Origin of the sequence: Nonomuraea purpurea (assembly GCF_042650645.1) — a bacterium.
Classification (GTDB): Bacteria; Actinomycetota; Actinomycetes; order Streptosporangiales; family Streptosporangiaceae; genus Nonomuraea; species Nonomuraea purpurea.
Map to the genome: position 1 here is coordinate 76564 of NZ_JBHSBI010000014.1, position 15740 is coordinate 92303.

Sequence of the window (15740 nt, forward strand, 5' to 3'; positions counted from 1 at the left end):
CCACGCTGGATCCGTCCGGCTTCACCCCCGCTGATACTGGCACCGCGCAGGGCATGAGTCGGGTCAGCAGGCCGAGGGGCGCTGATCGGCAGGACCGCTCTGCGCGACTGCGCCGGTCGCCGTGGATGAACTCCTTCTTGACCCCCGCCCCCGTCCACTCGTAGAGCTCTGTTGCTGGGGGCGCATGTCCATATATGCGGACATGCGCCCCAATGGGGTCAGTCTTCGGACTTGGCGGAGGGGAGCTTGTCCGCGATCAGGTTCATCACCGTGCTGTCGGCCAGGGTGGTGACGTCGCCGACGCTGCGGTTCTCGGCCACGTCGCGCAGGAGGCGGCGCATGATCTTGCCGGAACGCGTCTTCGGCAGCTCGGGCACCACCAGGATCTGGCGCGGCTTGGCGATCGGGCCGAGCGTCTTGGCCACGTGGTCACGCAGGTCGGAGGCGATGTCGTCGCTCTCCTCCGCCGTGCCGCGCAGGATCACGAACGACACGATGGCCTGACCGGTCACCGGGTCGGTCGCGCCCACCACGGCCGCCTCGGCCACCTTCGGGTGGCTGACCAGCGCGCTCTCCACCTCGGTGGTGGAGATGTTGTGGCCGGAGACCAGCATGACGTCGTCAACGCGGCCGAGCAGCCACAGGTCGCCGTCCTCGTCCTTCTTGGCGCCGTCTCCGGGGAAGTACATCCCCTCGAACCTGCTCCAGTAGGTGTCGATGTAGCGCTGGTCGTCGCCCCAGATCGTCCGGAGCATCGCCGGCCACGGCTCGCGCACCACCAGGAAGCCGCCACCCCCGTTGGGGACGCTGTTGCCCTGGTCGTCGACCACGTCGGCGGTGACACCCGGGAGCGGGCGCATCGCGGCGCCCGGCTTGCCCGAGGTGATGCCGGGGAGCGGACTGATCATGATGGCGCCCGTCTCGGTCTGCCACCAGGTGTCGACGACGGGGCAGTGCTCGCCGCCGATGTGCTCGCGGTACCAGACGTAGGCCTCGGGGTTGATCGGCTCGCCGACGGAGCCCAGGATGCGCAGGCTGGACATGTCGTACTTGGCGGGGATGTCGTCGCCCCACTTCATGAACGTCCTGATCGCCGTCGGCGCCGTGTACAGGATCGTGATCTTGTACTTCTGCACGATCTCCCAGAACCGGCCGCGGTGCGGGGTGTCGGGGGTGCCCTCGTAGATGACGCTGGTGGCGCCGTTGGCGAGCGGGCCGTACACGATGTAGGAGTGGCCGGTCACCCAGCCGATATCGGCCGTGCACCAGTAGATGTCGGTCTCCGGCTTGAGGTCGAAGACGGCGTGGTGCGTCCAGGCGGTCTGGGTCAGGTAGCCGCCGGTCGTGTGCAGGATGCCCTTGGGCTTACCGGTGGTGCCGCTGGTGTAGAGGATGTACAGCGGATCCTCGGCGTCGTGGGGCTCGGCGGTGTGCTCGTCGCTCTGGCGCTCGACCAGGTCGTGCCACCACACGTCCTTGTCGCCGGCGGCGACCTCCTGGCCGGTACGGCGTACCACGAGGACGTTGTCGACCTGCGGGCACTCGGCCACGGCCTCGTCCACGGTCGGCTTGAGCGCGCTCGGCTTGCCCCTGCGGTAGCCGCCGTCGGCCGTGATCACCAGCTTGGCGTCGGCGTCGTCGATCCTGCTCTTCAGCGCGCTCGCCGAGAACCCGCCGAACACCACCGAGTGGATCGCCCCGATGCGGGCGCAGGCCAGCATCGCGATCGGCAGCTCGGGGATCATCGGCATGTAGATCGCGACGCGGTCGCCCTTGCCCACTCCCAGCTCGATCAGCGCGTTGGCGGCCTTGCTCACCTCGGTCTTCAGGTCGTTGTAGGTGAGCGTGCGGGTGTCGCCCTCGGGCTCGCCCTCCCAGTGGTAGGCGACCTTGTCGCCGCGGCCCTCCTCGACGTGGCGGTCGACGCAGTTGTAGGCGACGTTGAGCTGCCCGCCCACGAACCACTTCGCGAACGGGGCGTTCCACTCCAGCGTCGTGTCCCATCGCCTGGCCCAGGTCAGCCGGTCGGCCGCGTTCTCCCAGAAGGCGAGACGGTCGGCGGCGGCCTCGCCGTATGAGGCGAGGGTCACGTTCGCGGCCGCCGCCAGGTCAGCCGGTGGTGCGAACCGGCGGTTCTCCTGCAGCAGGTTGGACAGCGCCTGGGTCTCGTTACCGGGGGTCTCCGGGGCCACCTCGTGCTCCTTCTATGGCCAGGTTGGATAGGTCGTGTCCCACTTCACCAGCTCACGGCCGTCCCACACAAGAGGTCTAGACAGGTCTGTACCGTCGGGCTTGGGGGCGGGGTTTTATCTTAGGGCCCATGACAAATGCTATTGAAATGTTGTCATCTTGAAATCGGGATATTCGGGGGGTGGCTTTATGGGCCCCCTCGGGTTCCTTCGGGCTCGCTCACTCCCCGCATCTGGCGTCGCCGTACTCCTTGTCACGAGGCCCATGCTTACCCGCCACAGACCGCCGTACTCATGAGCTCCCCTCACTTTGTGTCGTGGGATGGGCCCGTCACATGGGCGGGGTCGTACTCGCCGGTAAGGTCAGTTTTCGTGAACGCCTCTGACCCGCTGGCCGTCATCGCGCAGTTCCCCGGCGTCCCCGAGGCGGTGGACGAGGCCAGACAAGCCGTCGACAAGCTGTACCGCCACCGCGTCCTGCGCCGCGCCAGCCCGGCGGTGTCCACGGAGTCGTCCCTGCGCGGCGCCAGGGCGTCGGCCGCCATCGAGGGCGTGGACGTCCCTCTGGACGCCCTGCGACGAGACGAGATCCACGACCCGCTGGTCCAGGGAGCTCTGCGGGTCTCGGCGGAGATAGGCCGTCTGGGCTCGACCTGGCGTAACGCGCCCAGGCAGGTACTTGCCCGCCTGCACAGCGTGGCCGCTGTCGGCCTCGTCCCCGACGCCGCCCTGGGCCGCCCACGGTCGGGGGATGAGACCGTTCTGGGCCGTCCCGAGACGGAGGGCGAGGCCGCCGGCCCGCCGAATCTGGGGGCCGCGCCGAGCGCCAAAGAGGCCGCGGCGCGCATGGAGGGCCTGTTCGGCCTGCTGGAACAGCCCACGAAGGCCCCCGCGCTCGTGCTGGCCGCCGTGGTGCACGCGGAACTGGCCGTACTGCGTCCGTTCGGGGTGGCCGACGGCGTCGTGGCCCGCGCGGCCGAGCGCCTGACCTTGGTGGAGTACGGGCTGGACCCGAAGTCCCTGGTCGCCGTCGAGGTGGGGCACCTTGAGCTGCCGTACGCGGACGGGCTGCGTGCGTACCTGAGCGGGACCCCTGAGGGTGTGGCCCGCTGGGTACAACAGTGTGCCTCCGCGGTGACCCTCGGCGTACGTGAGGCGACCGCCATCTGCGAGGCCATGCAGAGGGGCTGAGTCGGCGCGATCCGGCCGATCTGACATAGCTGACGGCGTCTCAGTCAAGAGACGCCGTCTGCCGGTGCATCACACCGGGTTACCAAGCGTGCACCTGTATTCGTCGGAACGGGTCAAGCCCGTCACGACGCGCCTCCCGCGGCTGGTCGCGCGTGGGTACCCGGCTGATGCACCCGGACAAGTGGTCCGTAACCCCTTTCTATGACGGATCCGCGCTGATGGGAACCCCTTGGACCAAGACCTTTACCCGCCCGCCGACCCGCACCTTCGAACATTCGAGCCCCTTCCACCCCGCGGCCCCGGTTGCCAAGCCGTGACGATCACAGAGAGTGATCGTCTTTATGTGATCGTTATCGGTCCACGAAAAAACTTGGCGAAAATGCGAGATTGCTCCTCGACGAAACTCGAGTCGATCGGGCAGCATACGGTGGTATCGCCAGAAACTGGAGCGATCTTGCAAGGGATAGGTTTGCAAGTCCCTTGCCAGGCTCCGGTGAAGTGATGAAAGCTTTCTTCTGAAACGGGACCGGCTCTACCCCCCCGGAGCCGGACCGATCAGGCGACCCCCGCTCTCCCCCCCGGCGGGGGTCGCCCCTTTTCCCCAACTTCTTCACCCGAGGCCCACCCCACCGTCGGCCCTTCTACCCTCCATGGGCTTTCCTCCTGAACGCCGCGCGGTCACCGTTGAGCGGTGGTGCTGGCCCCATCGAGTGCTTCCCGGATGATGTCCGCGTGTCCGGCATGCTGGGCTGTCTCCCTGATCAAGTGCAGCAGGATCCGGCGCGCGGACCAGTAGACGGTCTCTGGTGGGGACCATGGAGTCTTGGGAAGGGGAACGCTCTGGTCGAGGCCCGGCAGGGTGGCCACGAACTCCTCGGTTCTCTGAGCGGCAGCGGTGTACTGTTCCAGCAGCTCGGCGAGGGCCTCGCCTTCGACCATGCGGTACTGCTCCATGTCGAGCATGCCGTCCGGTAGTTCTCCGTCCCCCTTGGCCATGATCTGCGTCCACACCTGCTCGCCCCGGGTGAGGTGCTTGAGAATGCCGCCCAGAGTGAGCTCGCTCACGGTCGTGCGCTCCGCGGCCTGGGCGTCGGTGATGCCGCGCACGGTGATCAGCAGCAGCGCCCGCTGTTCCGCGAGTGCATGCAGCAGTTCACCGCGCTCGCCTGGAAGAAACGGGGCCGGGGTCTGCGACGAAGTGGTCATGGGACGACCGTAGGGACAATTTAGGCCATTTACCGTCCTCATTTGCCTGATGGCACGAGCACACCCCCGCAATCCGGACACCCGACACACGGTTATCCACAGCCTCCACCACACCCCACTCCCATAATCCCCAGAAGAACATAGCTCGGCTGTGGATTCCAGGGAGAGATCGTTGCGGCCCTGGTCAGGGGGTTGACGATTGTCTGACCTGCGGAAAGGCGAAAGAGGTGGAGTCGGGGTGTCCCGTAGAGTCTCACCGGTGCTCACTGTCGCTGACTGTTCGCGGGCCATACACGGGCCAAGCTTCCGGGTCGTACGCTGGGGGTTTCCCTCGCGGCAGGGGTCGTGCTCCAAGCCTTCCCGTCTGTCGTCGCCCACCGTCAGGGAAGCATGTCATGGTCAGGGGGGCAAGATGGAGCTCCCCGCTGGAAGAACGATCTTGACCCCCTGACCATGACATGCTCGGCTTGTCCTGGGTGATGGCAGGCGGGGAGGCGACCCCACAGCAACCCCTCACGTACCCGGACCGAGCGATCTTGCCCGCCATCCCGGAGTCTGAGCCCCCGCCGGAGGCGGGGTCCTTCATATCCTTGGGCTTGACAGCGTCTACGGCGAGTCCAGCGGGCCAGAGGCACGCATTGCGGCGACTGGCCCGAGGGGGTTCCCAAAAATGCACTTCACTACACTGTGCGGGCTACCATCGCGCGGAGATCTTGAGCGGCAGGCAAGTTCCGTGACTGCGTGGGCACCGCGTCAAGGATCTGCCCAATGATCAAGTGACGCATGGGAGTCAATCGAGGCACGCTGCCTGCGATGGGAAGTGCCTGCTGAAGTCCTTCGTCCAAGCGTCCGCCGTGAATGAGGGTGAGAGCTTGAATGAGACGGAGGTTCCCTCCCGCCAAGCCCTGCGGGTATGTGGAAAGTGCCTGCTCCACAGCGCTGGGTGCGTTCCGCGTGTCGGCTAGGAAGGCGTAGACGTAGGCTCTGGTGCGGTGTACGGCTGCCTCGGGGTAGCTGGTGCCGATGGAGCTACCAATAGCCCGTTCGGTGGTGACATGGTGAGGGAGACGGTTAAAGGTCTCGGATAGACCGTTGAGAGCAGCGTTGGCGTCGGCGGTTGCTCGCTGTGTGGCAAGGAGCTTTGCTCGAACCTCCCATGCGAGAGCAAGTCCAACGCTGGGCATGCCTTGCGAACGGTGAGTTGCATCGTCCAGGAGATCAGTAACGACGCTGTGTGGGTGGCCCTGCCAGAACGCGCTGTCAGCGTGCCTCGCGCGTACCCATACTGACAGGTCCCGATCTCCTGACGCGTCGGCAGTGCGACGCGCTGTCTGCCAGGCGAGGCGTGCAGCCCTCTGATTTCCAGCGTCGCTGAAGTCTGTGGCGATCAGGGCCGACAACTGGGCGGACACTCGCGTTAAGCCTGTGCGAACCGACAAGGCGTTCTCACGGGTGAGGGCACGGCTAACCTCAATCAGGTCTGCGGTCAGGTCGCTGACAAGGGCTTGCGGAGGCTTGGCGTAGTAGAGCTGACCGTACGTGCGGACGGTTTGCTCCCAGTCGTCAAGGCGAAGATCGTCACGGACACCAAGGGCGCGCTCAACGCCCGACAAGACCGTCTCCAGGGTTCCCGCTGGTATCGCGGCTCCGGCACTGAGCGCGGAGAGGAGCTGAATAGCTGCACGGCGTTCCATATCGCCATCCTCGTCCTGGGCTGAGGCTGCTGATTCTGAAGGGACCAGCCTACTCCCGTGCAACCGGTCAAGCTCGGCGATAGCGGCATGGAACGCAACAAGTTGCCCGCCTGCCTCAAGAAGGGCGTCAAGGGCAGGGATCGCGTCTGAGTTGGGGCGGTGTTCTCCTCGCTCCCATCTGGCGAGCGCGGAGTAATCGACATGAATGCCGTCCGCCACCGCACGGAGGCCCATGCCGGACTTATCGCGCCAAAGGCGGAGAAGTTTGCCGAATACGGCCCAAAGAGGAATCCCGGCCTTCTCGGTAGCAACTCGACCGTTCACGACACCCCTCGCAAGCGTGGTAGGCGTGGCAACCACGCGCGTGCCACGCGTGATCGCTTCTAATGTCCCCCAGATGTCTTCATCATGGCACTGCAAAGGAGAAACGCACAGGGAAATAGCGGGAGCCGCAGGCGCGCTGACACGCCGTACGGCTCCCTGGATCAGGAAATGAGGTCCTGACCTATGGAACATGATAGAGCCAATCCGGCAACCGGGAACGACAGCGAGAGGCGTTCAAATCGCGCCGGAAGCCCCGAGATGACGAGCGTCGGCTCTGCCGGGAGGCAAGAGACGCCACGTGACGCTGATCTTCTGCGGCATCGACCGCCTTCTGCAATTCCGGTAACCGCAGACACCCCATGCCCGGCGCTAAGCCTGGCCGAAAAGGTGGCCGATCAACTGCGTCATCTCGGTATCGAGTCCCGAGTCTCAGCGCGCGAGGGGATCGCACTGGTGGGGATCTGGGCGGTTGGGATTGCGGTGTGGTGTGAGTGGGGCCCGGACGGGTGGCGTTTCCGATGGTGCATGAACAGCCTCGATGAGGCGTCGCAGTGGCGGTACACCTCGTGCCCGGCCACGGCGGTGGAGACAGCGGCGCTGCGGATCGAACGGCTTTACCGGGATCGGTACCTGGCCATTCACGGGGTCGCCCCAAGGGGTTTCCAGTGACGGCGGGCGGCGTGAGCGGAGAGCCGGTCTCGTTGATAGTGGGTCGGCCACGGGGGAATTTGCCATCACCGGATTACGTGTTCGATTGCCTCTGGCACTGGTACGGGTCGTGGGATGCGGCGCAGAGTAGCCCGAAGGGGCGAGAGGTGATCGACCATTACCTGAACTCTCAGCCGGAGTGGCACCGCCGGAAAGACGAGATCATCGCCAAAGGTCCAAGTGCGTGGGCGCGTGTGCGGGTTCGCTGGAGACCACCGTGGCCCGATGATGAGCCACAGCCGTAAATTCAAGGCCCTTACAAGAGCCTCCAGACGCATGGCCAATGGCTGCCCGGTGTGAGGTCCGGGAGGCGTCTGGGGATGGCCCTGGCTGATGTCCGGCTGCCGCCTGCCGGACTCGCCGGGGTGGGGTCCCAGCCATCACCGACCACACCCACCCCCGTGTGATGGCTGGGACCTCGGTGATTCGTGAATGTGCTGGCAGAACGCGGTGGTATCCGCTTGCGCCAGTCGTTTCAGCAGCCGACTTATAGGGAAGGGGAGCCGGAATGGTAAAGACCGGACAGAAGAGCAGGCGGGAAGAGATTCTTGAATGTCTGGCTGGCTTCCCCAAGGGCGCGACCGTAGCTGAGGTATGCGCGTATTTCGATTACGTCCGTAGCCCTGATTACATGCGGCATTGGTTGCGGAAGCTGGTTGGCGAGGGGCTGATAGTAAGAATCGATCCGGAGGCGACGGGCGGCTGCGTAGGAAATTCTGGGCCTGCGCCGATGGGGCGGCTGAAGTACCGGCTTGCGGCGGAGGAGGTGGTCAGCGACGGCTGATTCGTGGGATGTCCTGGCCACGTGCCGGGTTGAAGAGCCTCCGGTGGCTTTGGCCGCCGTGGGGGCTGGGAGCCCTTGGCCGCTCACCTCGTAGTTGCCGTGGTGAGTTGGCCAAGGGCTCCGCCGTTGTGTGGGGTACCGGGCTGTGCGCAGGGTTCGCGCGTGGGTACCGGTGTGGTGGGTGCGTGTGTCGCTGACCAGTGGGCCGGACATGCGGCATGCGGCGTGGGCGGTGCTGAAGCTGGTGAGGGTGACGCGCCCGCCAGGGTCGTGCGGGTTGCTGGGGGCGTCGGCGGTCGCGGCGAGGGCGTGCCGTCGGGGTGGCGAGGGCGAGCACGGCGCGTCAGCGCCGCGCGCAGTCCCGATGTCCGGCCCGCCGGCGCGTCCCGTGGCCGTGGCCGCCTGGGCGCGGTACCGGGGTGTCGGCGATGGTCTGATGCGGTCGTGCGGGGCCGTGAGGGTGTGGGGTTGACCGCGAGCGGAGCAATGCGGTCTCCGCGCGAGCGAAGCGATGCGCGAGCGGGGAGGGGGCAAGGGGAGGGGTGCAACCCCTCCCCCAGGGAGGGGACCGGGGAGGGGAACCCTCCCCGGCGGCGGGAGCGGCGGGGGCCGCAATCACGCGGGCGTGTTGGGTGACCACAGATGTGGTGTGGCGTGTCTCCACTCCCATTGATGGGGGCGGCAACGCGGGAGGGTGAGGGGGGTGGGTGGCGGGCTATCAGGCTGGTCAAGAGTGGGCCAACCTTCGTCGGAAATGCGCTGGGGTTGACGTGCATGCAGGGGTGCGTCCCACATGATGCGGTGTACGGCCTTCATGCTGTTCACATGTGGCCGCCCGGCGATTACAGCCCGCCGGGTCCTTGGGTAGTCCGAGGATGAGCCCCGACCAGGGGCGGCACGACTGATAAGGCACGTGCCGTCCCTGGAGGGGTGGAGGACTTCCGCGCGCCTGGGGCAGCGCACCAAGATCGTTTCGGCGGGGTGCCGTCCGGCTCGGCCGGGCGGGCTTGATGTAGTAGGGAAACTCATCACACGCTGGTCGCGCTGGTCGCTGTGCAGGTCAGCAATCCCAGCGTTCTTGCCAGTTGGAGGGAAGTCCTGTCCCCGTTGGCCACGACCCGTTCTGTAGTGGGCCGCTGTGGTCGAGGCACACGCTTATGTTGCCCATGATCCATACGCTGGCGGGATTGTTGCAGCCTCGATCGGCACATTTGCCGAGCTTGCGTCGCTTGCGTCTGCGCGCCATGAGGCCAAGGTAGCTCTCTGGGCGCGGTGGGTAAATGCGCAGGCCGTGAGGGGGCGGTGCCGTCTGCGGTCGGGGGTTCTAGCATGCGCGGGGTCGGGGTGTGGGCTGGTATGCCGTGATGGCATCGCAGTGAACTATTAGAATCTGTGTTCGAGTACGGCTTGGCATGGTGGGTGTGAGGGACGCGCCCGATGCTGGGAGGTGGACGGATGCACGCCGGGCCGGTGCTTGAACAGATGATCGAACGGGTTGCCGATGACGAGGGATACCGGCGGTGGTCGGCTCAGGTGGAACGGGCCGGGCACTGCGTGCGCCCTGTGCGGCTGTCGGGCTCGGCGATGACGGTCAACGCGGCGACGGGAGAGGTTGAGGCCACCTACCGCAGCGAGGATGAGCCGGGCGGGGTGCTGCTGGTGGCGTGCAAGGATCGCCGCGAGAGCGTCTGCCCGCCGTGCGCGGCACGTTACCGGGCCGATGCCTGGCACGTGTTCGCTGGTGGCGTCACCCCCGGCGACAGTGCCCCACGTGACCATGGCCACGCTGACAGCATCGCGGCCGATGACGACGGCGACGGCGGGGATGACGGCGGCGGCTTCGATGATGACGGGCGGGTGACGCATCCGCTGGTGCTGGCCACCTTCACCGCGCCCAGCTTCGGGCGGGTGCACGCTGCCCGCGATGGCGGGGTGTGCCGGACGGTCCGGCGCGGCAAGAGGACGTGTGAGCACGGCAGGCCGCTGGGGTGCCCGGCACGTCACGACGCCGGTGATGGCCTGGTGGGGGCTCCGTTGTGTGAGGACTGCGCGGACCTGGCCGGGCTGGTGCTGTGGAACGCCCACGTGGGGGAGTTGTGGCGGCGCACGGTGATCTACGTGTATCGCGCTTTGGCGGCGCTGGCTCCCGCTCTGAATGGGCGGCCGGTGACGGTGCGGCGGGTCCGGGAGCTGCTGCGTGTCTCCTATGCCAAGGTGGCCGAATTCCAGAAGCGGGGCGTGGTGCACCTGCATGTGCTGGCACGCCTGGACGGCGTCAATCCCGATGATCCGGACCAGGTGATCCCGCCTCCGGCGTGGGCGGATGTGAACCTGCTGACGGCGGCACTCGCACACGCGGCGCACCGGGTGAGCGTCCCCATGCCCGTCGTGGACGCTCATGCGGCGGCCGTGGCCCGGTGGGGCGCTCAGCTCGACGTGCGGCCGATCCAACCCCGCGAGATCGACCGGGCACGGGTCGCGGGCTATCTGGCCAAGTACGCCACCAAGACCGTCTCCGACACCGTCAGTGGCCTGTCGGCGTCCCGGCCGCGTACCGGCGAACTGGACCTCGAACAGGGCCGCGCGGTACCGGTACACGTGGCGGCGCTCACAGCGACGGTGCGCAGGCTGGCACGGCTGGGCACCTGCCGGGTGCTACGCCTGGCCCGCCACGTGCACACGCTCGGGTTCCGGGGGCACGTCACCTCCAAGAGCCGCCGCTACTCCACCACGTTCGCCGCTTTGCGTGAGGCGCGGCGGGCCTGGCGGGTAGCGCAGCGGGCGCGGGAGGGTGACCCGTGGGCGGAGGAAGGCGAGCAGGGGTCGGCGAGGCTGCTGGTGGGCGACTGGCGGCTGGCCGGGATCGGCTATCGCTCCGTGGGCGATCGGGTGCTGGCCGAACAGCTCGGCCGTGAGCATCGTCAGGCTCGTCAAGCCTGGCGAGATGGGCTGATCGAGTAGTTCGGCGCGACGCTGGCGGGCGGCTGTGGCGAGGGTCGCTGCCTGGCAGGACGCGCCGAAGGCACCATGAAGGATCGTGGCTGTTGGGGTTGGCTCGTCCCCCGGCATCTGCCCTGGTGCTCGTCCTGCGGTGCGTCACCGGCACCACGGGTGGGTGGGTGGGCCCGCGCCGGTCGGCCCTCCTGTGTCGGCACGGCCCGAATACGGAAAGACGCCTTACCCGATAATGAGGCGATGTTTCCGCCTAATGGCACTACGCCATTCCTTGCACATTTCCGAGAGAATGCCGATAAAGGCGGTGCCGGGAATGGCTCTTGAATGAGTTGAGAGTGGCGCTTGGTGTGCGTCGTGAAGGGTGTCGCTTGGCCCGTGGCTGGCCCGTGAGGGTCGTGGAGAAAGGTGAATGGATATGAGGCACGATGATTTCCTGACGGTCGCTGATGCCCGCCGTATCCTGCGGGTTCCCCGCTCGACGTTCTACCGGTGGCTGGCCACCGGGCGCGGGCCTGAAACATATCGGATCCCTAATGGAGAAAGACGGATAAAGCACGAAGATTGGATAAAATGGTTAGAGAGTCAAAAAACGGAGACAGGAGGCGGTTAGCGTGACGGCAATCGACATTCAATTCTGGAAGATCCGCAAGCGGGAGGGGCGCAAGAAGCCGTGGGAATTACGGTGGAGGATCAACGCGGACACCTATTCTCTGTCCTTCCTCACCAAAGTTCTAGCCCAGAAATTCCAATCTCAGCTCACCCGGGCGGCCGAGACCGTGGGCGAAGAGTGGGACCTGCGCACCGGGCAACCGGTCTCCTGGACCCGCCAGCAACGCACCTGGTTCGATCACTCCTGCGACGTGGCATCGGCCGAATGGGACGGCGCGGCGGCCGGTAGCCGCAAGCGTCTCGCCGAATCGCTGGCCGAGATCACCATGGCCATGCTGGATGACTCCCTCAAGGCTCGGCGTACCCGGCCCTCTGACGAGATCCTGCGCAAGGCGCTCAAACAGTGGGCCTACCGGCCCGGCCGGATCGCCTCCGAACCCGTGCCCGACGACATTGCCGCCGCGCTGGCCTGGCTCGGCCAGCACACCCGGCCGGTGGCCGAACTGGCCGATGACGAGAACCTGCGCAACCTGCTCGCAGCGATCAAGAAACTCCAGAACGGCACACAGGCGGCGGCCACCACCGCGCGCACCCGACGCGCCATCCTGTACAAGTGCCTGGACCGCGCCGTGACGGCCAAGCTGATCGGCACAAACCCGCTTCCCGCGATCAGGACGCGGCGTAACCACATGGATGACGCGGTCTCTCCGCTGGCCGTGCCGAACCTGGCGCAAGCGCGACGGCTGCTGTGGGCGGTGCGCGAACTGCGCGGCTACGGCCCCTACCGCGACCGGGGACCCCACCTGTTCGCGCTGTTCTGCCTCATGTTCTTCGCCGGGATCCGCCCGTCAGAGGGCCTTGAGCTGAAGGCCCACCAATGCCACCTGCCCATGGGCGGCACCTGGGGCAGCATCACCCTGGAGGGGGCCTGCCCCGACGTCGGCGAACTGTGGACCGACGACGGCGAACGCCACGACACGCGCGGGCTCAAACACCGCAGTCGCAAGACGGTCCGCCCGGTTCCCATCCCCCCGGAACTCGTCGTGATCCTGCGGCTTCACCTGCTGACCTTCCCCCCGGCCCCCGACGGACGGCTGTTCTACGACGGCCCCGACCAAGCCAAGGTGCCCGGCCAGGTATACCGGTCGGTCTGGCGACGTGCCCGCAAAGCCGCTCTCACCCCCGCTGAGCGCGCCTCGGACGTCGCCAGACGGCCCTACGACCTGCGCCACGCCAACGCCAGCACGTTGATAGCGGCGGGCGTGGACACAGCCGAGATCGCCCGGCGGCTGGGCCACTCCATCCGCACCCTGCTGACCACATACGCCCACTGGATCCGGGGCGGCGAAGACGCGGCCAACGCCCGGATAGAAGCGGCACTCTCCGCCACAACGATCACCGATAGCGTCCTGACCTGCGAAAACGGAAACGACGGGCCAGCTACGGGCCAACCGGGCGAATACGGGGCAGCGTAGCCGCAAAACCCCAGGTCAACCCCCTGATTGTGGATAACCCATCGTTCTCCCCAGAACCACGTTCACCTCCTCCTCACCTCACCCCTCTCCAGCAAGGTTGGCCTCCCACCCCGCACCCGCCCCAGGAGGCCGACATGCACCGCCCCTTGACCATCACCGAGGACCCGGCCCTGCTGGACGACCTGGTCCGCATAGCCGCCGCAGCCGGATCCCAACTGGATGTGGCCCACACCCCAGCTCACGCCCGCCCGTTCTGGAACCTCGCCCCTCTCATCGCAGTAGGCGCCGACCAAGCAGACGCCATGGCCGCGACCTCACCCCCCACCCGCGACCAGGTCCTCCTCGTAACCAGAGACGTCGAAGACCCGGACACCTGGCGAAAATGCGTGGCAGTGGGAGCCCAAGCCGTCCTCACCCTCCCCAACGACGAACGCCACCTGGTAGAGCGGTTCGCGGAGGCCATGGAGCCGGACCCCCGCTCAGGTTCCGTGATCTGCGTCATAGGAGGCCGAGGCGGCGCAGGCGCGAGCGTGCTCTCGGCATGCCTGGCGCTGCGAGCCTCAGGAGATCACCTCCGTACCCTCCTGGTGGACGCCGACCCGCTGGGCGGAGGCATAGACGCCCTGCTAGGCCAGGAGGAGGCCTCAGGCTCCCGCTGGGGAGACCTGGTGGCACGAGAGGGCCGTATCAATTCGAGCGCACTTCAAGCCGCCCTCCCCTCCTTCGGAGACCTGGCAGTCCTCTCCTTCCACAGAGGCGAGGTGGCGGCGATCCCGCCCCAGGCCATGCGCTCGGTCCTGGAAGCAGGCCAACGCGGCTTCGACCTCATAGTCGTCGACCTCCCCCGACACTTCGCCCCGGCCTCGATCGAAGCCCTCACGAGGGCGAAAACGACGTTGGTGGTGGCCACAGCCGACGTCCGCAGCGTCCTGTCGACCGTTCAAGTGCTGAACGAGGCCCGCAAGCACACCTCGGACCTGCGCGCCATCCTCCGTCCAGGAGTCCTGGGCGGCGAAAGCGCCGCAGAATCCCTGGGCATACCCTCGGCCGGCGTTTTCCCAGACCAGCCAAGACTCACCGCCACCCTCAACCGCGGCGAACTCCCCAACCTCGGCCCCCGCACCGACCTCGGCGCCCTCTGCGCCACCCTCCTACAAGACCTCCTGGCCCCATGAAGCCCTCAGCCCAAACAACCTCACCCACGGACTGCCCGGCCCAGCCACCCCCACCTCTCGCGGACCACCCCACTCATCCACTCCACGGAGCCGCGACACCCAGCGACCTCCACCGCCCGAACCCCACCACGTCCACCGCCCAACCCCGGCCTCCCCTTCCACCGCGACGACCCACATCCCCGTCGCTGAGCCCCGCCCCGCCGAAACCCCCACGCCAAACGCAGGTGTCGCCCGAGCTGGTGGAAGCCGTCCGCGTCCGCCTGGCTCGAACAGGCGTCGAACCCAGCGCCGCCCAGGTAGCAGTAGCCCTGAGAGCCGAAAAATCCGTATACGGCGACGCAGAGATCCTCGCGGTGGCCAGAGCCCTCTGCGCCGACCTGATAGGCGCAGGCCCTCTGGAACCGCTCCTGGCCCAACCAGACGTAACAGACGTCCTGGTCAACGGCCCTCGCGAGGTGTGGGTAGACGACGGCAGCGGCCTGCGCCGTACCCAGATCACCTTCACCGACGACGGAGCCGTCCGCAGGCTGGCCCAGCGCCTCGCCGCCGCAGCAGGCAGACGACTGGACGACGCATGCCCCTACGTGGACGCCAGACTGGCCGGAGGCGTCCGTCTCCATGCCGTGCTCCCACCTGTGGCATCGGGCGGCACCTGCATCTCGCTACGCCTGCCCCCACGCCGCACGTTCACCCTGGAAGACCTGGTCGCAGCCGGCACGGTCGCCCCATCCGCGCTGCCGGTGCTGACCGCCATGGTGACCGCCAGGCTGGCTTTCCTGGTGACGGGCGGCACGGGAACGGGCAAGACGACACTCCTGTCAGCGCTGCTCTCCCTCGCCGACCCCCGCGAACGCCTCCTGCTGGTGGAAGACTCAGCCGAACTCCGCCCGCTCCACCCCCACGTGGTGCGCCTGGAAACACGCCCGGCCAACCTGGAGGGCGCCGGCGGCGTAGGGCTCCGTGACCTGGTCCGCCAAGCACTGAGAATGCGCCCCGATCGCCTGGTGGTGGGAGAGGTACGCGGCCCGGAAGTAGTGGACCTGCTGGCCGCCTTGAACACCGGCCACGAGGGCGGCTGCGGCACCCTGCACGCCAACACCGCGGCCGACGTACCACCCCGCCTGGAGGCTTTGGGCTGCGCAGCGGGCCTGAGCCGCGAAGCCGTACACAGCCAACTGGCCGCAGCGCTCGACGCGGTCATCCACCTGACTCGCACCCGCCCGGACGGCCGCAGGCACATTGCGGAAATCTGCCTGCTCTCCCGAACCTCAACCGGCTACGTCGAATCAGTCCCCGCCCTCACCTTCACCGCCACGGGCGACCCCCAACTCGGCCCCGGCTACGACTCCCTAACCCAAAGATCACACCCCTAACGATCCACACCGTTGAGAACCGTTCCCCCAGACCCCCAACAGCCCAGGCACCAGCAC

11 protein-coding genes are annotated in these 15740 nt (G+C 67.2%); 8 read left to right on the top strand and 3 right to left on the bottom strand.

The window, feature by feature from the left end; all coding sequences use genetic code 11:
• Window positions 1-218 precede the first annotated feature (218 nt).
• Window positions 219-2192 carry an acetate--CoA ligase gene (gene acs, locus ACFOY2_RS26935; RefSeq protein WP_379530863.1) on the bottom strand — a complete coding sequence of 658 codons (1974 nt, stop codon included), beginning with the start codon at window positions 2190-2192 and terminating at the stop codon, window positions 219-221.
• 369 nt (window positions 2193-2561) lie between these two features.
• On the opposite strand from acs, the gene ACFOY2_RS26940 reads away from it, so the two are divergent.
• Window positions 2562-3380, top strand: a complete 819-nt coding sequence (locus ACFOY2_RS26940) for an oxidoreductase (protein WP_379530864.1) — start codon at window positions 2562-2564, stop codon at window positions 3378-3380.
• A gap of 678 nt (window positions 3381-4058) precedes the next feature.
• On the opposite strand, the gene ACFOY2_RS26945 is transcribed toward ACFOY2_RS26940, so the two are convergent.
• The gene (locus ACFOY2_RS26945; RefSeq protein WP_379530865.1) at window positions 4059-4586 is read right to left on the bottom strand and encodes a DinB family protein; all 528 of its coding nucleotides are present in this window, start codon (window positions 4584-4586) and stop codon (window positions 4059-4061) included.
• Window positions 4587-5266: 680 nt separating this feature from the next.
• Window positions 5267-6604, bottom strand: a complete 1338-nt coding sequence (locus ACFOY2_RS26950) for a helix-turn-helix domain-containing protein (protein WP_379530866.1) — start codon at window positions 6602-6604, stop codon at window positions 5267-5269.
• A gap of 525 nt (window positions 6605-7129) precedes the next feature.
• Here ACFOY2_RS26950 and ACFOY2_RS26955 point away from each other — a divergent pair.
• From ACFOY2_RS26955 to ACFOY2_RS26985, 7 genes are all read left to right on the top strand, one after another.
• Complete coding sequence (locus ACFOY2_RS26955; protein WP_379530867.1) at window positions 7130-7273, top strand: hypothetical protein; 144 nt, start codon at window positions 7130-7132, stop codon at window positions 7271-7273.
• A gap of 547 nt (window positions 7274-7820) precedes the next feature.
• A complete protein-coding gene (locus ACFOY2_RS26960; protein WP_379530868.1) occupies window positions 7821-8096 on the top strand; it encodes a hypothetical protein in 276 nt (91 codons plus the stop codon).
• A 1482-nt stretch (window positions 8097-9578) separates the two neighbouring features.
• Window positions 9579-11057 carry a replication initiator gene (locus ACFOY2_RS26965; protein WP_379530869.1) on the top strand — a complete coding sequence of 493 codons (1479 nt, stop codon included), beginning with the start codon at window positions 9579-9581 and terminating at the stop codon, window positions 11055-11057.
• Window positions 11058-11466: 409 nt separating this feature from the next.
• Window positions 11467-11661: a helix-turn-helix transcriptional regulator gene (locus tag ACFOY2_RS26970; protein WP_379530870.1), complete on the top strand. Its 195-nt coding sequence runs from the start codon at window positions 11467-11469 to the stop codon at window positions 11659-11661.
• A gap of 1 nt (window position 11662) precedes the next feature.
• Entirely contained in the window at window positions 11663-13135 is a 1473-nt protein-coding gene (locus tag ACFOY2_RS26975) for a site-specific integrase (protein ID WP_379530871.1), read from the top strand.
• A gap of 134 nt (window positions 13136-13269) precedes the next feature.
• Window positions 13270-14310 (top strand): septum site-determining protein Ssd, encoded by a 1041-nt coding sequence (gene ssd, locus ACFOY2_RS26980; RefSeq protein ID WP_379530872.1) that lies wholly within the window; start codon window positions 13270-13272, stop codon window positions 14308-14310.
• 224 nt (window positions 14311-14534) lie between these two features.
• Window positions 14535-15683, top strand: coding sequence for a TadA family conjugal transfer-associated ATPase (locus ACFOY2_RS26985; RefSeq protein ID WP_379530873.1), 1149 nt, complete (start codon window positions 14535-14537; stop codon window positions 15681-15683).
• Window positions 15684-15740: the final 57 nt, after the last annotated feature.

Bases quoted from the DNA above. Each gene is read 5' to 3' on its own strand.
- ACFOY2_RS26965 (WP_379530869.1), top strand. From the start codon at position 9,579: ATGATCGAACGGGTTGCCGATGACGAGGGATACCGGCGGTGGTCGGCT.
- ACFOY2_RS26945 (WP_379530865.1), bottom strand. From the start codon at position 4,586: ATGACCACTTCGTCGCAGACCCCGGCCCCGTTTCTTCCAGGCGAGCGC.
- ssd (WP_379530872.1), top strand. From the start codon at position 13,270: ATGCACCGCCCCTTGACCATCACCGAGGACCCGGCCCTGCTGGACGAC.
- ACFOY2_RS26960 (WP_379530868.1), top strand. From the start codon at position 7,821: ATGGTAAAGACCGGACAGAAGAGCAGGCGGGAAGAGATTCTTGAATGT.
- ACFOY2_RS26970 (WP_379530870.1), top strand. From the start codon at position 11,467: ATGAGGCACGATGATTTCCTGACGGTCGCTGATGCCCGCCGTATCCTG.
- ACFOY2_RS26955 (WP_379530867.1), top strand. From the start codon at position 7,130: ATGAACAGCCTCGATGAGGCGTCGCAGTGGCGGTACACCTCGTGCCCG.